This is a genomic window from Candidatus Deferrimicrobiaceae bacterium (assembly GCA_036504035.1).
Lineage (GTDB): Bacteria > Desulfobacterota > Deferrimicrobia > Deferrimicrobiales > Deferrimicrobiaceae > JANXPS01.
This window is the reverse complement of sequence record DASXVV010000008.1, coordinates 182,480-205,725: the sequence shown is the minus strand read 5'-3', so window position 1 is coordinate 205,725 and position 23,246 is coordinate 182,480. Positions and strand designations below refer to the sequence as shown.

Here is a 23,246-nt window from a genome sequence, read left to right as displayed (position 1 = left end):
GTGGCGCTACTCCGATATAACCTGTTCCCCTACAGGGATCGGCATCGGTCATTTCTCGTCCCAAACCCCTAATTTTACACAGGGGGAATCGTTGAGTTCAGGTTATCTTGGACAGCAGTGATGTCGTTGCTTTTCTTAAGTATAAATCTGGTGATAGTTGGTTTTTTGACACTGTATCCATACTTAGTCATATTGTATATCGCTTTATCAGTCGCTTCTTTCATGCGAACAGATATGCCCTTGTCCCCACGAATTCGCTTCAATGTATCCCTGTAGTTTACAGGGCACGCGTTGAATTCGTTTATTTCTTCTTCGTTTATAAACTCGTTAAATAGCTGAACGCTCTCCGTTTTAAGCTTTAAACTGCCGCGCATTAATGGTATCGGCTCCTCTCCGAACTTTTCCTTTAAATCTTTAACCCTATATTTTTCCGGCATAGGCACCGCGTCGCACATAAAAGTTATATAGGTGTATTCACACAGTATCTTGTCCATATACATTAAACCCTTGACAGAAATATAAACATTTTCAATGTCTTTGACATCGTTGCCTTCCGGTGACTCAATAAGTGCAGATTTTAATAGTACATTAATTGAATTAATAATTGCATCCTTTTTATATCCGATAACATACAAAGTGTTAATGATATCTGAGCATTTATAGGTAGTGTTGAGATTGGCTGGCAATATTTGAAGTATTCTAATGAAAATAAGCGTATTCCGATAATTAAAATCTCCATCATATTGCCATTCATGGAAAAATAGGTTGAATATATTTGACGATTTTTTGTCATAGCATAACGTATGGACCCCCATATAGCATTCCAAAAAGTCGAATAATTTTATCGGCCTAAGCGTGTCTCCAACGAAATCTGGGTCAACAGAACTAATTTTATTATACAAGCCCGTAATAAAATTTGGTCTGGAGAACAAATATGGAGAATGAAAAAAATGATATAAGTTGTGAATGTACTCCCTCGTATTATAGTTTGTGAGCCTATATAGCTCTTCAAATAGATCATCTGGTGCATTTTCTAAGTCAGTCACAATGCAACTGTATATATTAATCATGTCTGTTTCGTTTAGTTCAATGGGATGACTGTTGCCAGAAAGAGATATTCCTACTGTCTGTCTGTTATCTTGTTGTTTTAATTTGTTTAATCTTTTTCGAACAATATCATGGACCCGTGGCTTTGTTATATAGAAAGAGCATATGTGAGAATCATCAATTCCAAGTCTTTTAGGGTGCCAATAATCCCGCAGGGCAAGAACGCAATGTACCCCATATACAGATTTTAAATAGATGCATTTATCGACAATTGCCTTGACTGTTTTTATTGGCAGGTCATCTAAATTGTCAACTATCATGAAAACTAATTGGGAATTTTTCTGCGCCCAATGCAATAGATATCTTAAGGATTCTTCTTTATTGTCAATTACCCTTCGAACCAAATCTTCGTCCCTTACAATAAATTCGTATATCGGGTCTAGCTGTCGCATGGCCCCTGGAGAATTGAAGAACATAGAATACTTATCTTCGCCTTCTTTTATCCTGTAATGAATTTCCTCAACTAGCAGTTTAGCCGGGTCGCTTAAGGCCGGTTCATCATGTTTAAAATTCTTTAAATCAACATATACAGTTAATGTGTTTTCGATTGATGCTTGGCTTTTCTTGAGCGTACTAATGTATTTTTTTAAGAGTATGGTTTTGCCAACACCCTTTTTCCCAATAAGCAAATATGCCATTCCCGGGTTCTTTGCGATTTCATTTATTAAGTCGTCTGTTCTATTTATGTAACTACTGGATGAAGAAAATAGTTTGTCCAATAACACTTCATACGCATGACCATTGTCTCGATGGTCTACGTATAAATTTTCTAAGATGTATTCATCTGTAACACTTTTTTCAAGCAAAATATTATCAAAGCTATTTTTGAAGCTATCAAATAGCGGATTGTAATTTTCTAATCTATGTGCTTCAAGATCTATGATGTTTGGCAACCTATTTCCCACGCCACTCCCCCTTTATAATTACTGGCATTAAAAATAATTTAATCTTGTTTTTAAACCCGAGTCTATATGATAACAACAATAAATATAGCCCGTATGTATTATTGAAAGCATTAATGCGTATGGTTGGCTTAACTTTGTCCCGATAACAGTAAGTGATATCAAAATATAATTCAGAATTAATGGGAGATAATTCAGCCTCGAAATTTTCTATAACGGGATCGTTAAACACATGCTCACCGCGGCTATTTCGACAATCAATTCTCGCGGGAATCCCGCTGATGCCACGAAGTCGCCGCAGTTTAAACTTTGCAGCTACAGGCTTACAATATTCAAATTTAAAAGAGATTATAAAGTCTGACTTATCAATCCGATGGCTTTCCTTGGAAAGCAACGCGACCTTATCTAATGCTCCAAGCCACAAATCGTAAAATAATAAACTGAATATAGGAAGCAATACCTCGGCTTTTATTTCTGCACCGAATACACTTTTAATGTTCGGGCCATATTTCAAGCCGAACAAATAAAAGCCCAATATTAATAGCATAAAGACAACTCTAATTATGAATGACCGCACCTGCCACCTCTAATTTTGGACAAGGGATGCTTTACCAAAAATCGCAAGGCATTCTATTCGCTTCCCGTCTGGGCGCTTCCCGCATATTACGTGCTCCTAACGAAAGGCGCCACAATTATTTTCACAATTCGCTAGTTTATATCGGAACCGAATGTGCTTACCGCATCATTACTATTACATATTGGTTGCCAATTGATATTTGCATTGATTAAGCAATGCGTGCTCGGGATAAATCAGTAATATGGCTATTGGGGTTGCGGTATTGCCTTAATTAAATACATCCATTAGAGTGTAAGTAGAGTTGTACATTTATAATTACAATAAGGAGGAGTACATGAATGCATTGCTACGCATGATTGCGCTTGTGATTATCTGGTACATATTCTACAAAACAGTATGCTTTGCGGTAAATCCTAATGTTGCGCAAATAATTGCTAGTTTGGGTGCATTTTTTGTTGCAGATTGGACTCGGTAGTTTCCCGTTGTTCTCAACAATACAGAAATACCCCGACATAGTTGGGGACTTTTTTGTAAAACGCCCGACACCAAAAGGTGTAGGGCGTTTTATGGACTTAATTTTGCTACTAAACGGAGCAAAAATTTCGGACTCCGTAAATGACTTACAAAGCGATATTTTCTCGCCCTTCACTGCTTGTTTCGCTTTTTTCTGTCAGAATCAGATTTAACACCTGTTCCGTCTCATCCAGAACATCCAAACATGCCCGCAAAGCTGAAATTTTAAGTTTCGCGGCATAGTTTTCGATATACTGGTAGGAGCTTCCCAAAGTGCTACCGATTCTTTTCCCAACCAGATGACAAAGCGCTTGGCTGGCGAGTTCCGCCACGATTTCCTGAAGCGGGTCCTGCCCTTCTTTTAACCCTTCCTTAAGTTTCTCATGAGCGACATGCGCCAATTCATGGAAGAAGACCTGCTCTTCCTTGGTCGCTAGGCCGATGACTTTGGCCTTGGAGCTGTAATACCCATAGCACTTGTAGTTTCCGGGAATCGCCCGGACGGAGATGCCCCATTCTTCGGCCTTTTCCAGGAGGGGCAAAGAAGACAGATCCATTTCCGGATGCTCAACCGGTTTGCCAGTGGTGTCCTCATAGCGGAAGACCGGCATGATCCGAAACCCCTTGAGAATCGTTTCTGTGCCATCATCGTCACATTCCCGTACTCGAATGAGCGGAATGTGAATGTAGAAGGCTTTCGCGCCCTTCTTGACGGATCGGCCTACCTCTTGCCATTGCCGGAACCCTCGGGCGTCTCCAGTGCCCGCCAGAATCATCAGAATTCGATTTCTGAACGACCAAGTGCTACTCGGAATATTGGGAACTGGAAACACGCTGAACGCTACCGCCTTGGGAATGTCACCGCTTTTAAATTTCTCTACGATACCATCCAAAACCTCCCGCACATTGTGAGACATGGCTTCCCTCCTTTGGTAATTCTGTTGTTAAGGTTCTAAATACATTTTAAGAACCTGACGAAGAATCATAAGGAGGAGGGATTTGCCCACTGTGTCAATTTTTCCTTTCTATCTGCCTATTCAATGCAGATATATCATTGGTACATGGATGGGAAACCAAATGATAATGATAAGGTAACCCCTATTGCCAGAACAAATTGGAGAAATTCCGATGTTCTTTTTGGCATCAAGCAAAAAGACCGTCGTAGTCACATGTATATTATTGGCAAAACAGGAACCGGGAAATCGACCTTGATCGAGAATATGATTAATTCCGATATCCAAGTAGGGCATGGCGTAGCTTTAATTGATCCCCACGGGGACTTGGTGGAAAGCATCCTCGATCTTGTTCCTGAAAAACGAATTGATGACGTGATCTATTTCAATCCGGCTGACCTAGCTTACCCAATCGCTTTCAATCCGCTGGAGAAGGTCCACCCGGATTATCACCACTTGGTGGCTTCCGGTATCGTCTCGATATTCAAGAAAATCTGGCCGGATTTTTGGGGACCAAGACTGGAACATATTTTGCGCCACGCCGTTATGACTCTTTTGGAATATCCCGATAGCACACTGCTGGACCTTCCAAAGCTATTGACCGATGACAAATTCAGGATAGAAGTGCTAAAACATGTGACTCATCCTCAGGTAAAAGAGTTTTGGTATGCCGATTTCGGAAAAATAAATCCGAGGTCAAGGCACGAAGCCGTTTCACCAATTCTCAACAAAATGGGCCAGTTTCTAATCAGCTTGCCTCTGCGCAATATCGTTGGGCAAAGGGGAAATTCATTCGACCTGAAGAAAGTTACCGATGAAGGAAAGATTCTGCTGGTCAATTTAGCCAAGGGGAAAATCGGGGAAGATAATTGCGCCGTCCTGGGAGCGATGCTCGTCACCATGATATGGCTGGCCACCATGAGCCGGACCGACAGGCCAGAAAACGCTAGGAGACCTTTCTATCTGTATGTGGATGAAGTCCACAACTTCCTTACGCTGTCTTTTGCTGACACAATGTCTGAATCAAGAAAATATGGCCTAAACCTTATTCTGGCTCATCAATACATCGACCAACTGGATGTTGATATCCGCAATGCTATCTTTGGAAATGCGGGAACTATAATTTCATTTCGGATTGGTGCGAGGGATGCCAAGCATATTGCCTTGGAATTTCATCCCGATATTAATGAGACTGATTTAGTCAATCTGGCCAATTACGACGTATATTTGAAAATGATGATTGATGGAGAGATTTCAAAGGTGTTTAGCGCTACGACGATGCCAGAGTCGAAGATAGATAGGTCGTACAGGCGGGAGATTATCTGGATATCGAGGAAGAAATATGGGAGGAGATGAGGTAGAGGTTTTCTTTTCAGGAAAGACGGCTGATTACAATTTCAGCAATAATGGATTTATTTGTTGACTTGCCAGCAGAATTATGTATCGTGAATATATTCGATCTTTGACAGCGCGGCAATAAAGTGGGTTAATAGGAATAGGAATTATTTGAATATAATTTGTTTATGGAAAAACGGTTAATGAATCCAGTCGTCATATTTTTGCTATCTACCATATTCGTAGTTGGGCTTACACATTATAATAGGAACAGAATAGCATATGTAAACAATGGCACAGAACAGGTTATTCCCAGCAAACAACCGAGACATTATACCAATGATTGGAAAACATACACAGATTCCATCTCTGGTTACTCAATAATGATTCCAAAAGATTGGTATGACCTGGGCTCTCAGTCTAACCAAAAATATTTTGCCAATGAGAATATCGGCGCTCCACTTGAGGGGAGTAATAACTTAATATGGTTAACTATAAGTAAAGTGTATTTTAACTCATTAAAAGCTGAGGACGAGAATAGTCTTAATGGATACAAACGCGCCTTGTCTCAACGCAAGGGAGAGACTGTGGATATGGACGGCCTAAAAATAACGGTATTTCCAAATATATTTGCCCAAGGACATAATATCTTGAAATATTCAATGGAACCCGCTGTGGACACTGAATACTACCATGCCACTGAATACCTCATAACAAAAGGCGACACGTTTATTAATGTATCCTTTGCAACATTACAACGAGATGTAGGCGATAGAAACATTGATTTTTTCGATACGATAGCAACTTCCGTATTATTTATCAATTAACCATTTTCAATAGCGATTACTGGCACAATGGTTCAAATAGTCATATCTAACAATAGCTTTCCGCTCTGTATTTTAAGCCGCGAAGGAGGATAGTGATGAGATGGAAGCCTAATTATACAATATTGCTCTGGGCGTTTTGTTTTATCCTTTTTTCAAATCTCGCTACTGCAGGCCCTCCTGAACTGAAATTGCCGCTTCAGGATGAGGAAAAATGGATTGTCACGGTTGGGTATAACGGATCTAGTACACATATTAATAAGGATTATTACGCGTTAGATTTTGCGCAAAGTGAGTGTAATGCTTGGCGTAAGTCTGTCCGCGCAGCAGCGCCCGGAACCGCACGAACTTACCCCTGTAAAGATGCTAATTGCAAAGAGGATTATGGAAAGTACGTCCTGATTGATCATGGCGATGGCTACTTCACGCGTTATGCTCATCTAGATTCATTTTCAATTGAAGATGGCAAATGGGTCGAACAAGGACAGGAAATTGGAAAATTAGGGAATACAGGGAATGTCGATGGGAAGAGCTGCCTTTCTCATCAGGGTCTCCATCTTCACTTTGCGATGTACAAAGATGGAGCGGCGTATAAACCGGAACCCATGGATGATTACTCCAATATAAAGCAAGGAATTGTTCTGATTTCTTCTAACCGTGAACCAAAACCCAACAACAATTGGGTTCAATCTACCGACGAATACTCATGTATAAAATCAATCAACGATGGCAAACTATTTTGTTGGGAGTACGGCTCAGACCGAAGTTGTTCGAAAGGGAAATTATGGTTTTATAACGATATTGGAAAGCACATCTGCTCTCTTTCCAACAGTGATATATGTAAAATTGAGTTGTCATATAATGCCAAACTCGTCGATAGCTTTGGCGGCTACGATTGGACTTTTGATAATGGGGAAATGAATGCCCCAGCCTCTCGAACCTCAACCATAAAAATAAAATCTATCGGCCTTTGTGACGATGGCAATAACGATCCAAAGCATGTACTCGAAAAAACACCGGATGCTCGATACCATATTCATATCGTAATCAAAAATGAGGGGAAACACACCGCGAAGAACATCGAAATTAAATACTATATCTCAAATGACAAAACATTCGGAGACAAGGACGATGATTATATCGCCTCCGATTGGATAGATTCAATCGCGGCAGGGGAAGTCCATGATGACCGAAAAACGAAGGACAATAATAACAACCCGCTGAAAACTCCCGATGATGTCGGGGAGTACTACGTCTATGCTCATATTATCAACCACGGAGACGGTACAAGTGACATCTCTAGCAACGATGACAAAGACGAGTATGGCAATTTAACGATCAAGGATTATGTCCCTCCACCCCCGCCCAAGATAATTACGATTACAGATCCAACGGGTGGAACCTGGAAAACGGATCGTAAGCACACCATAAATTGGAAATCGGAAAACTTGCCGAAGTCAACGCATGTAAAAATCGAGTACACCCTAGACAGTAACAACTGGCATATTCTGACTGATAGCGCTCCCAATGACGGTGGAAAGAGTTGGAACATGGAAGACAAACCATTCCGGGATATTATTAAAAAAGATACTGACAAGGCCAAGATCAGGATAACCTCGGTAGAATATCCTAAGGTTTCAGCCACTTCTCCTAGGTTTAAAATTGATCACAAGAAATAAACCACCGGTCGTTTACTCGACGGATTACCCCTCCTCGCTTCAGGTGGTGGGGTCATTGCTTAAAAAGATTTTTGAAATCTCATTATTATATTAGTTGCTTCTTGCCTTTTACGTATGAGATTTAACCTAATATCCTTAGGTATAATAACTATCAGAAGGAGGAATTTGTGTTACGTAACCAACTACATAAGTTTATTATTGCTACCTTGGCGGCATGTTTATTGTCTGGATGTGCTATGCAGATGGTCAGCAAATATGACGACCAGACGGATGCAAACGTGACAGTGCTTCAAAAAAAGCTGGATACATTTTTCGTAAATCTAAAAAACGAATCTTATCCGGATTGTTCGTATTCCAAAAACAAGAGTTTTTATGATGACGTCAAGGTACAATTAAGTGGTATCCAGGTCAGGGCAAATGCTATTCCGAATAATAATATAACGATACAGGAACTTGATGCACTATCGAAAGGAATTTCAGGTCTTGAGAAGAATCAGAAACTAAAGGATAACGACAATGCATGCCTTAATCCCGCAATTATCGATGCCGATCAAACCATGTTCAACTCAATGTTCACAGCAATATTAAAACTTGAGATCGCCAAAAAACGTGGGGAAGCCAAGTAGACATAACAGGAGAGGAGAATTAAAATGGCCTTAAACTTTGATAAGATCGGAAAAGATATGGGTGCGGCGCTTCTAGGTAGCCTTAAAGACAAGGCTCCTGATATTGAGACGTACGCAAAGAGTGAAGGGGTGAAAATGGCTCAATGTCTTGCCACGATTACTTCACTTTTCGCAACGGGTGCAATAACACAAGAGGAAGCAAGCATACAGCTTGATATTCAGAAGCAAGCTGTGAGATCAATTCTATTAACTATCGAAGGCCTTGGCTCTTTGGCAGTTGAGGCGGCGATTACTGCTGCTCTTGGTGTAGCGAAAGGCGCAGTCAATACGGCATTGAAATTCCCTTTAATTTAAAGCAGCATAATTATATTACCAAATATAGTTATGCTGAAATAAGACAAGGCTCCACGCCTTGTCTTATTTTTCTATAATCATCACTTTCCTATTTCGATATACCCTCAGCGGAAGAAATAAATGACCTTCCCGCAAAGCGAAAATGCATTGTAGCCAGCATCGACACTGGTAGAGCCAAAGGCGGAAGAATACGTAGCTTCCACCTTGGCCGATGTGTAGTTTATATCCACCCCCACATACACATCCTTGGCAATGTAGGGAGCTGGCTGAAGAAATCCGCCAAATATTTCGTATCCGCTCCCTTTGGTCTTTTCCTTAACCACGCCAATCTGTTCTTCTGGTCCCTTGATATAGGCATAGCCGATTCCGGCGTAAGGCCGAGTCGGCTGATTGAACAACAGAAATTCCTTATCAAACAGGTAATTCCCACGGACGCTGAAGGTGGTAAAATCCCCGAGAGCACCGAGGCCGACACCGACGCCTGCCTGGTCGGTCACCCAGTATTCCGCGATTGGTCCGATTCCGAAATTAAAGGCGTCCAATTGAACACCGGCCCCGTAACGGTCTTTCATCGCAAAGCCATCCGCGAAGGCCAGGGAAGCTGAAAAGACCATCACCATCACGACTGCAAGAACCCACCCGGCTTTTCTGTACCTGCGGCTCATACGCCCTCCTTCGGTCGATGTGTGATTTACGAAAATCGAGAAGCTGGCTTTTATTGGCCGAGTTTGCAATACAGCGCCAGTAAACTGTTCCATGCAATTCTTCCGACAGACAAACATCCTGCTACCTTCAAGTTTTAACGGGAATATGGCTTCTAATATCTTCAAATAGTGAGTCGTAATACCCTTTATCCTGTATGACGTCCGCCGAGACAACTGTTTGCTTACGATACTTAAAAAAGAAATTCCAGACTAGATATTTGAAGTTGTGGTTGCGATACAATCTACATTTAACTACTTCCTCCATGGCGGTGACCTGTAACCGTGTAGCGCCATGCTTTAGAGGTAAAACGTAACAATCCAAGGCGGTTGTAGAAAGCCATCTTCTACCACCGAACACATTGAATGCCTGGATATGATTCTTTTCCTTTATTTTAATGCGGAATCCCTTTGCATCCAGGACCTGATGTAGGGCTTTGATTACCTCCTGATCCGGACAGGGAAAGACCGAACTGCCCGCCATCGGACCCATGGGAATCGGGGAAGGATATGGATATCTCATCACTCGAAATATCACCTGGGCACATTCGATCCATTCGCCAAACCTCATGATGCCTCCCCTTCCGGTCGTTTCCTGCGAGGGGACAGGTGGAGGACAGGCAGTAACCCGAGGAGAAGGCATTCCGGATTATGGCACTCGATACAGAAGCGGGTGAGAAGCGTCAAGTCGTATTCCATGCACCCTCCAAGAGGCACAGTCAGCATATTCCTAATTGGAATGCTATAGCAAGTAATATAATTCCATTACGGCCTTTGACTCCACGCTCCATATCCGCGATAAGAGGAGGATGGAGAGAAAGTTTCAGATAATTTTGAAGAATCTGCGCCTGAAACGCGGGTGGACCCAATCCGAACTGGGGGAAAAGATCGGGGGTGACCAGCCTGAAATTTCCCGCTATGAGCTCGGACTGCGTTTCCCTAGTCGGGATCGGCTGCTGGCCTTGGCGCAAGCGCTGGAGATTCCGATGGGAATGCTTACGGGGGACGAAGAGGCAAGGGCTCCGGTGGCGGTGCATTTTCGCTCTGAGAGCCTTGCGGACCAGGTCGTTCCAACTGACCGAAAATCGGAGCTGTTGGATGTTCCTTTGGTTGATGACGCTGTGGCCATTCGAGGCGGCCATATTCGCGGGCAGGAAATCAAAGACTGGGTACTGATCCTCCACTCCCAGTTGGGGAACCGAACAAATCACGACTTGGTATGCGTCTACGTTCGGGATGCCGCCATGGAACCCCTACTGTCGGCAGGAGCGATAGCCTGCCTGGATCGGGACGAGAAACCAGTTGACGACGAATCCCTTCTCCCCGACGCTATTTATGCCGTGAGGATCAAGGAAGACGAATTGGTTCTCCGGCAGCTTTCCGTCAAGGCCGATTCGTTGGTATTGATTCCAGCAAATCTAGACCGGAAGACTTTTCAGGTCTTACACACTGATCGATGGCCTCAGTCAGGGATCGTTATTGGCCGGGTGATCTGGACCGGGGTTTCGCTCATTCGCTGAGGCGGGAAGCAAGTATATATTACTCACACATTTACCGTATCCCCATTTGCCGCTTTAGGCTTTTCCTCCCTCCCTTGCCGTACTTATTCCTTCTGCTATACTGAGTTTATAAAATTTAAGTATAAATATGACTTAAGGCCATTATAAAAAATCTTTCAAAGAAAGTGACGTAATTGTTCAGTTATAGGATATCCGTGGCGACATAAAGCTAATTGCCGAAGGGTAGTTCTCAATTCAGAGGCGAGCTGAGAGAATTCCGAAAGGAAGAGGATGGAAGATTATCAGAAGTGGACAGTCGGCTCAAACAAATCTTTTAATACCTTTTCAATATCGAAGACGAACTGATGGAAATCAAAAAAGATTACCCCACTCTAGAAAAGAGAATCAGGCGCCTTGAAGCCAAGTTGGAGGAGTATCGACTCTTGCTAACGAAGGAGAAATTGGCATAATCCTTGGCCGCTCTCTGCATCCGACGCCCGAGTGCAAATAATGGATTGACATGCAATTTGCATCATGCTATAGCGAACCTATAGGAAGGTCTCTCATCCTGCCAGACTTATCATGGAGGTGGCAAATGTTCAAAAAACGGCTCGGTCCCCATCCGCATGACGCAGGACAGACACCCGGACTGACTGGATGCCCCGATATTTGGGAATTGGAAAACGGCGACATTGCAGTCATTGGTATTGACCAGACTAATCTTCTCGTTCCTTCGCTCCCAAACGATGCCAACTGCGGCCCTGATGAGAAAATTGTCGTAATTCCACGTCGGATACTTGTTGGAGCAAAACCTTACATATCATAGACATGCAAACCCTAAATAACGAAGTATCAAACGCAATACGCAAAGCGAAGGCACTTGATGCCGCGTCATTTGACGATGCTTTCTCTAAATTTTGGAGCGCACTATCTATTCAATTTTTTAAGTTCGAACGTCTTCAAAGTTACTACGAACCGGATGATCCTAGCTACCAAGCTTTCCAACAAAAAGATATGGATAGTGCCATACAACATCTGGAAAATAGGATCGAAGCGCTTCATTTGTTTTATGAACAGGCAGCAAGAAAAAATGTAAGCATCATTCGAATGAGGGCGGTTGAAAAGCCGTTATCTGAATATTTAAACTATGAATTTGAATCCTATCGGATAAGCTCAAAATATGGAGAACGGATTCTGGTCGTTGATCTTACCAATATTGACCACAGCTCTGATCTTTACATTGCTTCGGATTTTCTTATGTTTGATGCTAAGACCGTTCTTGTCCATAATTATGACAAGAACGGTCAATCAAACGGAGGATGGCTGATTGACGATCTTGATGATGTAAGAGTATTTGCTGATTTGGCGACCCGATACCATGAAATATCAATACCATTTGGTCACTTTGAAAGGCAAAATCGTCTTAAGTGACGATGCCCATTCGATGGTTCAATGGCTTAGCACAAATTGGTTTAGCGTTATACAGACACTTGGCATAATGAGTAGCTTACTCTTTACTGCTCACACATTACGCTCGAATAATAAATCCCAACGAATCGCAAATCTTTTCCAAATCACACAATATCATCGAGATATGTGGGCAAACACCTTCGAACACCCGGAGTTGCAAGTTATATTTGATCCAGCAGTTGATTTGTCTCGACGGCAAGTAACCAGAGAAGAGAGAATATTTGTCACTATGATGATCCTTCATTTAAACGCAACATTTGAAGCGATAGAGGCTAACGCCATTGCACCGATAGACGGATTACGAAAAGATATCGTAGATTTTTTCAGCCTTCCAATTCCTAGGGTTATATGGAACGATATTCGTAAATATCAAAATAAAAGGTTTGTAAAATTTGTTCAAACCTCTTCCGCCATTGTATCTGCCCAGATTTCCAGCAAGCAGATGGAGTAGTTATTTTATCTCTTCCCTGTATTGCTACATACAAGCGTTGACCGCCTGTTGCCCAAAAAGCGATAAAGATAGATATTTTAGATAATAACAGATTAGATTTGATACAGTAAGTTTTTGCTTACTTTCGAGAAAATACCGTGTTTAAGGGATTTTATTTCGCTGTATTTGGCGGTTCGAATCCCATACGCGGTACAAATTTAATCGCAGAAAGTCGGTACTTCGGTATCGACTTTTTGCTTTTGTAGAGCCAGATAATCGACTTTGTCCATTTCCGATTGATTGGTGACCGCGACTCGGAATTGTCGAGTGTTGCCCATCTGTTGCCCAAAATCATTTTGCGGATCTAGGACATCAATGGCTGACCGCAATTCGGATTGACTCAAATGGGCATAACGCATCGTCATTCTGATATCGGAATGCCCCAAGAGTTCCTGGACAGCTTTTAGGGATATTCCTTTCTTGACCAAGGTCGAGGCAAAGGTATGTCGCAAGGTGTGCCAACCGATTTTCCGTAATCCGGCTTCTCGGCAAATACGATGAAGGACTGTACCGCAAAATGACTGTCGCAATGGTTTCCCATCTCCGCCTGCGAATACGAAACCGATTTTTTGATATCTACCTCCGAGCATTTCAAAGACATCAGATGATAGGGGGATATGGCGTGCTCGGTTGCTCTTGGGGCTCCCTAAGACTCCCTGAGCAATGGATTTGTTGACGGAAAGCATCCGTCTGTCTAAATCAATATCCTGCCACTCTAGGGCAATAATCTCACCGAAGCGAAGTCCTGTCCTTAGAGCTATAAGAATCATATCTCCGATTATACCGTTTGGACTGCCAAGCAATGTTTTGCAGTCTATCTCCGACAGGAAGTCATATTTTTGCGGCTGGACCTTTAAGAGTCTGACTTTCGGAATACGATCCAAGAGTTCCCATTCCTCGGCAGTGCTCAAAGATTTTCGCAAAATCGCCAAATGGTTATTAATGGTTTTGTTGCACAAATTTGACTTTGCCTTGAGGCGCTTGTATTCTTCGACCTTAAGACTATCAATTTTACCAATTTTTATTTTTCCGAAGAAAGGAACGAGATGAACCCTTAGCGTAGTCTCTTTGCTCAATATTTCAGAATGTTTGTTGTTGTTCTTGGCATATATCTCGAACCACTCCCAAGCGAACGTCTTGAAGTCATCATCCGGCTTCTTCTTTTCGTCCTCAAGTGATTCACCCCGAGCCAATTTTTGCCTGATAAGTGATTCGTAGTCCAAGGCTCCTTCCTTGAAATTCACAGGGCTTCTTTTCCGGTATCTCTGACCATTGAAACGAAAATCAACCCACCATGAATTCCTAATTTTTCTTACGCTCATATATATTATCTGTCTTCCGGCCCAATACGATTGCTTCTCAGATATTCCCAGACATCCGCTTCCGCAAATCGAATACAACCCTTGATCCTGTAGTAGGGAATTTTTCTGGACTCGATCAACCGATAGACCGTGATTTTTGAAACGCTCATAATCGCAGCTACCTGGTCGATAGTGTATAGCTTGATTGTATTGTCGTCGGTATTCATTTAATTGTTAATGAGCAATACAGGTCAACAATTTGTTTGTTGTTGGGCTGTATTGCCATATATAGCATGGATTAGATTGTTTAGACAAATGCTGGCAACTAAAGAAGATCGAGGTCGATAATCTCTTCCTGATCCGAATTTGATTTGGACGGATAGATGACCATATAGAAATAGATCAACCTTTCGGCCAATTCCTGGGCCTCAGCATTCGTAATCCGCTCCCCGAAGTCCTCGAAATAGATGTCTTTGATGTTTTGGATAGTTTCTTTTGGTATCTTCATACACATATTGTATTCCAACACTTTTTATCTGTAAGCCAGTAATAACCGCCTCTTCCATCAAATACTCTCTCCTTTACTGTGCATACCAGCATATTTGCCGCTTCCGGCAAATTCTTCCCTATTCCTTTCATTTCGCTCGGGGGTATTCTGAAAGAGTAATTCGTAAAACAAAAAAAGATGAGAAAATATTATCTCACCCTAGAAAACAATCTTCTGCGCAAACATCGCAAAGCCAGAGGATTAAAACAAAAAGAGGTCGCCCGATTATTGGGGATCAAAAACACCAGCCTCATATCCCGCTGGGAAAATGGCGAACGGTTTCCACGTCCGATCAAACTTTTTCAATTAGCGATTGTCTATCGCACCATCACCGAGGCCTTGTATCTGGATACCGTCCGACAACTACGAGAGGAAATCATGAAGAAGGAAGAAAGCATAAAAACAAACAAGCTTAAATAATATATTTCAATTTAATGAACCAACTCCTGTTATGCGCCAACGCTCTTCCAAGGCCCTTAAGAAACATGCAAGATGGCCCGTGGTATTGGATTCACAAGGAGATTCTGTCTAAACATGCTAAAGACATGCGATTCTCGACTATGCTGGTCTACAACGCGCTGGCATACTTTGCCGACCGGCAGCAAAAATCATATCCGAGCCAAGAATATCTAGCTGACTTCTTGAATTTAGCTCGGAGCAGTGTCCAACGCGCCCTGTGGGAGTTGGAAGCGCGTAAATTAATATTTGTCGCCAGAGGCAAAAAGAACCATCGATATTTTCTGCTCAAAACTGATGTGTAGCATTTTGATACCCTATATGCCCTCTAGGGATGCTTAATAGGCATCACCGGAGGGCACTAACAAGATATAACTAACAAGAATTAAATAACAAAACGAAATATTTTGCGAGCAAGCTGTGGATAGCTCAAAATATATATTCAATCTAATCTGATGCAAAAACCAATTGTTACCCTCGGCATTAATCCAGGCACCAAGTATCTTGGCTACGCAATTTTTCACGAGACTGATTTACGCGAGTGGGGAGTCAAGAGTTTTTCTGGGAAATGGTCGAAAACCAAACGACGGAAAATCCAGAAGGTAGTTTATGATATAATAACTCGCTATCAAGTAACTAATATAGCCATCAAGAAACTGCATCCTTCCCGAAGTTCGCGCCATTTGAACGACCTCGCCGCCTGTCTCCGGCGCGACTCGGAAGGAGGCGGATTGAACGTTTCCCAATACTCGATATCAGAGCTGAAAGCTTTCTTTTCCTCCTACTGCGAAGACTCCATCCAAAACAAGCAAAGTCTCTCACAAGCTATCGCCGCCCAATATCCAATTCTTTTCAATGAACTGGAAAAAGAAGGCAGTCACAAAAACCGCTACTATACGCGGATGTTTGAAGCGGTGGGATTGGCGGCTTTGGGCTATGCCCAAAGAGATGGCCGATAACAATCTTAACCAGAATACCGTTGACTTGCGAACAATTTAATGCATGATAGTTGCGTAGACTAATGAAATGTGCCTTTTAAAGTCGGGCCGTTACCTAACCATGCGGAGGGCCGAGATGTCAAAAGGAACCATCGTCGCTCTGGTCGTAGCTGGCCTCATCTGTCTCATCCTAGCTCCCATCTTCTCTCATGTATTTGGTTTCATAGGCCTCGTCCTGATTGTCGCCGGCCTGTATTTCGGCTTCGGTCCGGATGGAATTCTCAAAAAAGGCCAAGTGAAAGAGACATGGGGAACCATGATCGAAAAAGCCCATGGCAAGGCCGAAGACGTTTTTAATGATTCCGAGTTTTTCATCAACGACTCTAAGGTCCCCAACCTTTCAATGGCACGTAAATCCATGACTCCGGGGATTGTCACGGGACTCATTGGGAAATCCCGTGACTTCCTTACCATTCGCGACCATGGCAACTACCGCCTCCAACCCTATCAAATCTATGTCAACGCCCGCGACTACGGAGAAAATCTAGTGGTTTCCTGGCACCTGCTCTACAAACCGACTCTCCTGCAATCCCTGCTGCTCCTGCTGCCGTATGTCAATGTCATTCCCGCCACGCTCGCGGACCTCGATCTTTTCGATGAAAGTGATCTTCGCTCCTACCTGACCAACATCGATAACTGCGTCTTCAAAGCCGTGGAAAAAACCGCACAAGGTCTTGGACAGGATACCTCCAAGATTAATCGCAAATCGAAAGGCTTCTTGGGAATTTCCTGATTAGCTTTGGAGCAGCACCGGATGAGCTTTTTGAATTATCTGTTTGGGAACACCGAATCCAGTCCCGCGCCGGTAGTTATTCCGGAGCTGGTCGCAGACGACCCCTACCCCAAAATCGTCGACAAAAACATTTCCGACTCTCTCAACCTCGGTTGGTATTTGAGTTCGGACAAAAACGAATTCCAGCTGGCGAAAATATCCCAGAAAGACCGGGCTACCCATTTCTATGTCATCGGCGCTACCGGCTCCGGCAAAACCAAATTCCTCGAATATCTCATCCATCAAGATATCGAACAGCGAAACGGCTTTGCGGTCATCGATCCGCATGGTGATTTGATCGAGGACATCAAAGGCTTCTTGGCTTGCACATATACCGAGCGAGAACTATCCGAGCGCATCATACTGGTTGACCCGACCCATCCCACTTTGACCGTCACTTTCAATCCGCTGGAGCGGCTTCCCAACGTTTCCGTGCCGGAACAGGTCAACGAACTGGTCAGTGCCTTCCGGAAAATCTGGTCCGATTCCTGGGGCGTCCGAATGGAAGACCTGATGCGCAGTTCCATGATTGCCCTAGGGGAGGCCAGTTTTAGCCTGGCGGACTTACCGCACTTCCTGACTGATCGAGATTTCCGGAAAGATGTTCTCACGAAAGTCAGTCATCCCATCGCGCAGGAATATTTTCAACGATTCGACCAGATGACCGACCGCAGCCAGCTCACCTGGATCGAACCGGTGATGAACAAGATCAACGCCTTCCTCTCCGACGAGCGCATCCGGGCAATGTTTTCTTCGTCCAAGAATTCCTTCAACTTCCGGGAAATCATGGACCAGCAGAAAATCCTGCTCATCAAGCTGGACAAGGGAAAGCTTAAGGGTTCGTCGGATTTATTGGGTTCGCTCCTGATGGCGAAAATTCAGATGGCCGCTTTTTCGCGAGCGGACATTCCGCAGAGTAGGCGCACCCCCTTCTATCTCTACATCGACGAGTTTCAAAATTTCGCCAGCGAGTCGTTTTCCGTCGTTCTGTCGGAAGCCCGGAAATACGGGCTATCCCTTATCATGGCGCACCAGACGCTAGCTCAGATTTCGACCGAACTTCGAAGCCTCATTCTGGGTAACACCGGAATGCAAGTCTTCTTCCGGATCAATCGCCAGGACGCGGAACACCTGTCCAAAGAAGCATTCGAGTATTCCGGATTCGAGGTCAAGTCCCACACCGGTTCCCGGCCAAATTATTGGAGCTACCGGGAGGAGTGGGAACAGCGGATCAAGGAGCTGCAAACCTTGTCACCTCGCTGCTGTTTCGCCAAGCACAAGATCGAAGGCGGGATCATTCCGATCCAGACTGCCGATATCGAACCGGCCTGGGGAACATTGGACAAGAGCGAATCAGAATATTTGGACTTCATGAAAAAGCTGCCCTTCGGGATGAAATATCTGGTGCCGCGCGAAACGCTGAAGGCGGAAACCTACCGGAGAAAGGAAGTCGCCCAGGAGCGCCGGGAAATTCGGCAGGCAGGACCAGCCAAAGTAATCCCGATAGCCGTCCTTCCGCTCGCGGAGACCATCGAAACGATTCCGCCTCCCACCCCAATCATTCAGATGCCAGCGCCTGCTACGAGGAAAAGGGTCAAGGCAGATCGACAACCGGCAACCGAAGGCAAGGGAGGCCAGCAACACAAATATCTTCAGTCCCTCATCAAGCGGATGGCGGAGGAAAAAGGATTTCGGGCTATCATCGAAGAGCAAATCCCTGATGGATCGGGAAGCGTTGATGTGGGGTTGAGCCGGGACGGAGGACGCATCGCTTGCGAAATCTCGATGACCACCAGCGGCGAGCATGAATTGGGGAACATCGAGAAATGCCTGGCGACGGGCTATGGGACGGTGATCCTCTGTTCGGCGGAGAAGAGGGCGCTGGAGAAGGTCCGAAAGCTGGCTTTAGAAAAGCTGGATGATGCAGCCCAGGCAAAAGTGCTCTTCCTTCAGCCCGAGGAAGTCCTCATTCTGCTAGAAAAGGAAGCGGCCAAGAGCCTTGCGACCGAGGGTATGGTAAAGGGATACAAGGTTAAGGTGGAGTACCAAGCCGTTGAGGAAGCGCACAAGACGGCCAAGCGGGAGGCTGTGGGGAAAGTAATCGCGCAGGCGATGAAAAGGATGAGGGGCAACTAGGAAGAACATGCAGAAGGAGTAGTAAATGATAAGAATCGCCCACATTTCAGACCTCCATTATTCGAAAGAAAGCCAGCCTGATATAAGCAAATTTATCATTGGCCCACTTCTGAACGATTTAATTGCTCATTCAAAATCTCAACCGATTGACATACTAGTGTTTACTGGCGACCTAATCGACAAGGGGGGTAAAAGTTTTGACGGCGACACAGAATTAGCATTACTTAGTTTTGACGAGAACGTGTTAAGCCTTTTATTAAATAAGCTGAGTTTAAGCAAGGACCAAATATTTATTATCCCCGGGAATCATGATTTAGATTTTTCTGCCGACGCAGACTTTGTTGATGATGGACTCGGGACTAAATTGGTCACCGTCGATAAAGTAAATGAGTTTATAGATGAAGGCAATGGTAAATCCACAAGCGGGATTTCCAGGATGTTGCCGTTTAAAAATTTTGAGCGAGGATTTCATGCGTCTTTCAAAGGGAAACATGAGATATCAAATTTCAATTCCGCTTATGAGTTGGATGTTCGAGGGATAAAAGTTGGAGTAGCCGGATTTAATACAGCATGGCGATGTTACCCAGGGAAGGATGATAAGGGTCGAATGATTATTGGGGAAAGACAAGCGACACATGCTGAAAATATAGTGAATGGATGTGATATTAAAATAGCACTGATGCACCATCCGTTGGATTGGCTCATAGACTTTGACAGAAAATCGGTATCTCCTTTCATTGAAAAAACATACGATTTGATCCTGTGCGGGCATGCGCATGAAGGCAGGTCGAGGAAAGAAGAAACTATTTTTGGTAGTTATTATATGTCCGAAGCACCGGCAAACTGGGCGTACAACATCAGAAGCAATGACCTTGTCCATTCCAACGGTTATACAATTATTGAATTCGATAAGGATACGCGAGTAGTTGAAACCATCAACAGGAGATATTGCCACACCAAAGGAATTTATGATTGCAACACAGACCTAGGAATTGTGAATGGGGTTAAGAAGTATCAGTTGCTCTGCTTTGAAGAGGCGGCGCCACTTCATAAGGAGCTAAAATTTGCCGAAAATATAGATGGTCTTTATCGAGACGAAGCCAATGAACATTTATTGAGTTTTAATACTGACACTAAAGCTCCGAAGGACATTAAATCAATATTTGTGATGCCGAGAGTTGTCAACAATATAGAATTTGATTCGGAAAAGGAAAAAGAAGAGATTTGTTATAGCCTAGAAGATATTTGCAAGTCAAATGACAACATTGTGTTGTTTGGTTCCAAAGAGTCAGGGAAAACCGTCTTGCTATATCGGATACTATTTGAACTTGCCGAGAATATTAAGACTTATCACAAAACACCTGTATTCGTTGATTTTATCGATATCGGTAACAGGAGAATAGAAACCATTGTTGGACGCTTTTTGGGGATTGGTCCGAAAGAGGTTAAAGAATATTTAGAAGGCCATAAAATCGCATTACTCGTTGACAACTTTAGCTTCAATGAAGGATGCAGGGAGACACTGAAGCACCTAGAAGCATTCAAAGATAAAAACAATATCCAGATAATTGGGACCTGCAACCACCTTATTGAGGGAAGCGTATTAATTGATATTCTAGAATATGCTAAAAATATAGCCACGTCATACTTAACCATCAGAAACTATAAAACTAAAGAAATAAAATTGTTAATTGAAAAATGGTTTGTTGATAATGAGGATATGAATAAGCCAGATAAATTACATAAGGTGTCTACTGTATTGCGAAGTTTAAACATCCCATCCACACCTCTTTCTATTTCGATGTTCTTGTGGATTATTGAACATCAGGAGAATTACAAGCCAGTAAACAATTCCGCCATGTTGGAAAATTTCATTGAGCGATTATTCAAAAAACACTCTGTAAAGAAGGTTTTGTCTGGTGGTTTTGATTATTGGAATAAGCAGAGGCTGCTCGCTGATATTGCTCACCATATGTACCAGAAGGGACGAGAGAATTATAGAATTCCAAGTGTTGACATTATTTCCTTTATGCATGATTACTTCCTCGCCAAGAAGTTCGAATTTGAGGCGGAGAAAGAATTAGCGCACTTTTTGGAACGTGGCGTTCTTGTAAAAGAAAGAGATAATGGCGAGGTTTATATTCGTTTTAGATTCGCGTGTTTCTTCCATTATTTTCTCATGAAAAAGATGGATTTCGACCCAAAATTCAAGGAATACGTGCTGTCTGAAAGCAAGTATCTTGGTTTTGTAAATGAAATAGATTATTTCACTGGCCTCAAGCGAGATCAGGCGGATATCCTGAGACTCATATTAGATCGAATGAAAACCGAATATAAAGGCTTGATGGAGTTCATTTTAAGCCTAGACAACACTTTTGACGATAGATTTGATTCTTCCACTAGTGTCACTAAAACCTTAGACGAAAATGGTTTTGTTAAAATGTTAAAAAGTAGGAAGCCGACAGAAAAAGATTTAGAGCATATTAATGATAATATGCTGGACTCCATAAAGCCTGAAAGAGGAATTGAGAAAAAAGAAGAATCTCTTTCTACTTTTGATCGATTGGGCGAGTTATGGATTTTAGCCGCCAAATTATTGAAAAATACCGAAGAAACCGAGGAGGTAAATCTAAAGGATGAGGCATATAACGACATTCTTCTGTGCTCAATGGCCTTTGCTAATTTATTTAAATATTCTATCGACGAATACTTAAAGAATAAGGAGCTGGCCGAGAAACACCCGCTTTACAATCAAATGAAGCTTGCAAGGAATTTCATCCCATTGATTCATCAAATATTACTGCACATGTTTATGGGGACGCAAAAGTTAAACATGGTTATTAGAGATAAAATAACTAAAGACCAAGCCAGAACTGATATATCCGAGTTTGAAAGATATATATCAATATTCATGTATGCCGACATACGTGGGAAGGATTATGAAAATTATATTAAATCATATATCGGATCTATCAGGAAGCCTTATATCGCAGACATGAGCTTGGTCAAGCTTACATCCTATTACTTCCTCCGGTCAGGTAAAGCTTCTGACCCTAAATACCTAAATATGATTTCTGAGCTTATCGTAAGAACAAAAGGAAAACCAATGAATGAAAAGGGGAAAATCATTACGCGTTACAAGAATTTAAAAAAGAAGTCAAAAGAAGAACAAATAAAGTTGGAATTCTAAGTTGTGAATAGTGATGTGTATAGGGCTCTTCCGGGTTTGGAGTGGGTGAAAGGGCATGATATCAACAATAGTTAACGCGGGGCGGAAGGTTTTTTGGAGGGAAAGGATGGCCTTCGAAAAAAAAGGTCCAAACGCGCAAGATATTTTTTCGCGGGCTCGCGCCCGCTCGATCTCCCATTTCCACAGTGTCGTTGGATCGACTCGAATACCTTTTGCCAATTCCCTGAGCGTCAATCCGAGGGCTTCCCGGCTGATCCGGATTTTCTCGCCGATGGTGTAGCGCTTTGCCTCGTAGGGGACCCGAAGTTTGACACCCCAACCCTCTAATTTCGACCTAACAGACCGGAAGTATTCCCGATTCCGGTTTGTTATGGTTGTTTTATGGGGTGCGTGGTGTCAAACTTCGGGGGTTGTTGCCCTGCACGACGCCGGTTCGCAGTCCGGAGAGCAACGGGATGGCCGAATCGTTAGTGCGGACGTTCAAGCGGGACTACGTGCATCAAAACCGCCTCGATGATGCGGCATCAATCATGGCGAGCTTCCCCTGTGGTTCGACGACTACAACGAGATCCGCCCGCACAGCGGGCTCAAGATGCTGGCTCTTCTGGGTATTTAGTGGGTAACCGCCCGCCCCTGGGCGGCGACTCTCGGAAAGCTGGGCGTCGCATGTAAGGGTTTTGGACAAAAAGTGAAGCATTGGTGAAAAGCGGTGTTTAATAGAAGGTGTGCAGAATCGGGAGGTTACGATGTCACAACTCGCCTGGCCCACCGCCACCTCCCTAAACCACCGCTTTGCCCCTGACGGTTCCCGATCCG

The 23,246-nt window shown here is 43.3% G+C and carries 18 protein-coding genes and 1 pseudogene; 14 read left to right on the top strand and 5 right to left on the bottom strand.

Features of this window, described 5'->3' with window-relative positions; genetic code table 11:
• Positions 1-74: 74 nt before the first annotated feature.
• Positions 75-2,012 (bottom strand): hypothetical protein, encoded by a 1,938-nt coding sequence (locus VGK27_05640; protein ID HEY3489590.1) that lies wholly within the window; start codon positions 2,010-2,012, stop codon positions 75-77.
• Between the two features lie 1,194 nt (positions 2,013-3,206).
• Positions 3,207-4,016, bottom strand: a complete 810-nt coding sequence (locus VGK27_05635; GenBank protein ID HEY3489589.1) for an ArdC family protein — start codon at positions 4,014-4,016, stop codon at positions 3,207-3,209.
• A gap of 144 nt (positions 4,017-4,160) precedes the next feature.
• Here VGK27_05635 and VGK27_05630 point away from each other — a divergent pair, with 144 nt between their 5' ends.
• The 5 genes from VGK27_05630 to VGK27_05610 all read left to right on the top strand — a co-directional run bounded on the left by VGK27_05630 (position 4,161) and on the right by VGK27_05610 (position 8,870).
• Complete coding sequence (locus VGK27_05630) at positions 4,161-5,408, top strand: type IV secretion system DNA-binding domain-containing protein (protein ID HEY3489588.1); 1,248 nt, start codon at positions 4,161-4,163, stop codon at positions 5,406-5,408.
• 182 nt (positions 5,409-5,590) lie between these two features.
• Entirely contained in the window at positions 5,591-6,214 is a 624-nt protein-coding gene (locus VGK27_05625; protein ID HEY3489587.1) for a hypothetical protein, read from the top strand.
• Positions 6,215-6,309: 95 nt separating this feature from the next.
• Positions 6,310-7,890 carry a M23 family metallopeptidase gene (locus VGK27_05620; GenBank protein ID HEY3489586.1) on the top strand — a complete coding sequence of 527 codons (1,581 nt, stop codon included), beginning with the start codon at positions 6,310-6,312 and terminating at the stop codon, positions 7,888-7,890.
• 167 nt (positions 7,891-8,057) lie between these two features.
• Positions 8,058-8,516 carry a hypothetical protein gene (locus VGK27_05615; protein HEY3489585.1) on the top strand — a complete coding sequence of 153 codons (459 nt, stop codon included), beginning with the start codon at positions 8,058-8,060 and terminating at the stop codon, positions 8,514-8,516.
• Between the two features lie 24 nt (positions 8,517-8,540).
• Positions 8,541-8,870 (top strand): hypothetical protein, encoded by a 330-nt coding sequence (locus VGK27_05610; protein ID HEY3489584.1) that lies wholly within the window; start codon positions 8,541-8,543, stop codon positions 8,868-8,870.
• A gap of 104 nt (positions 8,871-8,974) precedes the next feature.
• On the opposite strand, the gene VGK27_05605 is transcribed toward VGK27_05610, so the two are convergent.
• Both VGK27_05605 and VGK27_05600 read right to left on the bottom strand, forming a co-directional pair.
• The gene (locus tag VGK27_05605) at positions 8,975-9,535 is read right to left on the bottom strand and encodes a hypothetical protein (protein HEY3489583.1); all 561 of its coding nucleotides are present in this window, start codon (positions 9,533-9,535) and stop codon (positions 8,975-8,977) included.
• Positions 9,536-9,662: 127 nt separating this feature from the next.
• Entirely contained in the window at positions 9,663-10,142 is a 480-nt protein-coding gene (locus VGK27_05600; GenBank protein ID HEY3489582.1) for a hypothetical protein, read from the bottom strand.
• Positions 10,143-10,380: 238 nt separating this feature from the next.
• Here VGK27_05600 and VGK27_05595 point away from each other — a divergent pair, with 238 nt between their 5' ends.
• The 3 genes from VGK27_05595 to VGK27_05585 all read left to right on the top strand — a co-directional run bounded on the left by VGK27_05595 (position 10,381) and on the right by VGK27_05585 (position 12,991).
• Entirely contained in the window at positions 10,381-11,091 is a 711-nt protein-coding gene (locus tag VGK27_05595) for a LexA family transcriptional regulator (protein HEY3489581.1), read from the top strand.
• 807 nt (positions 11,092-11,898) lie between these two features.
• A complete protein-coding gene (locus tag VGK27_05590; protein ID HEY3489580.1) occupies positions 11,899-12,501 on the top strand; it encodes a hypothetical protein in 603 nt (200 codons plus the stop codon).
• The gene (locus VGK27_05585) at positions 12,449-12,991 is read left to right on the top strand and encodes a hypothetical protein (GenBank protein ID HEY3489579.1); all 543 of its coding nucleotides are present in this window, start codon (positions 12,449-12,451) and stop codon (positions 12,989-12,991) included. The genes VGK27_05590 and VGK27_05585 overlap by 53 nt, the downstream gene beginning before the upstream one ends.
• 197 nt (positions 12,992-13,188) lie before the next feature.
• Here the strand turns inward: VGK27_05585 and VGK27_05580 are convergent, their stop codons facing one another.
• Positions 13,189-14,253 carry a tyrosine-type recombinase/integrase gene (locus VGK27_05580; GenBank protein ID HEY3489578.1) on the bottom strand — a complete coding sequence of 355 codons (1,065 nt, stop codon included), beginning with the start codon at positions 14,251-14,253 and terminating at the stop codon, positions 13,189-13,191.
• A 763-nt stretch (positions 14,254-15,016) separates the two neighbouring features.
• Between VGK27_05580 and VGK27_05575 the strand changes: the two genes are divergently transcribed.
• From VGK27_05575 to VGK27_05550, 6 genes and pseudogenes are all read left to right on the top strand, one after another.
• Positions 15,017-15,298 carry a helix-turn-helix transcriptional regulator gene (locus VGK27_05575; GenBank protein HEY3489577.1) on the top strand — a complete coding sequence of 94 codons (282 nt, stop codon included), beginning with the start codon at positions 15,017-15,019 and terminating at the stop codon, positions 15,296-15,298.
• Positions 15,299-16,065: 767 nt separating this feature from the next.
• Positions 16,066-16,293: a hypothetical protein gene (locus VGK27_05570; GenBank protein ID HEY3489576.1), complete on the top strand. Its 228-nt coding sequence runs from the start codon at positions 16,066-16,068 to the stop codon at positions 16,291-16,293.
• 115 nt (positions 16,294-16,408) lie between these two features.
• Positions 16,409-17,065 carry a hypothetical protein gene (locus VGK27_05565; protein ID HEY3489575.1) on the top strand — a complete coding sequence of 219 codons (657 nt, stop codon included), beginning with the start codon at positions 16,409-16,411 and terminating at the stop codon, positions 17,063-17,065.
• A gap of 21 nt (positions 17,066-17,086) precedes the next feature.
• Positions 17,087-19,240 carry a type IV secretion system DNA-binding domain-containing protein gene (locus tag VGK27_05560; protein HEY3489574.1) on the top strand — a complete coding sequence of 718 codons (2,154 nt, stop codon included), beginning with the start codon at positions 17,087-17,089 and terminating at the stop codon, positions 19,238-19,240.
• 25 nt (positions 19,241-19,265) lie between these two features.
• A complete protein-coding gene (locus tag VGK27_05555; GenBank protein ID HEY3489573.1) occupies positions 19,266-22,430 on the top strand; it encodes a metallophosphoesterase in 3,165 nt (1,054 codons plus the stop codon).
• Positions 22,431-22,837: 407 nt separating this feature from the next.
• A pseudogene (locus VGK27_05550) lies at positions 22,838-23,046 on the top strand (integrase core domain-containing protein).
• The last annotated feature ends 200 nt before the right edge of the window (positions 23,047-23,246 follow it).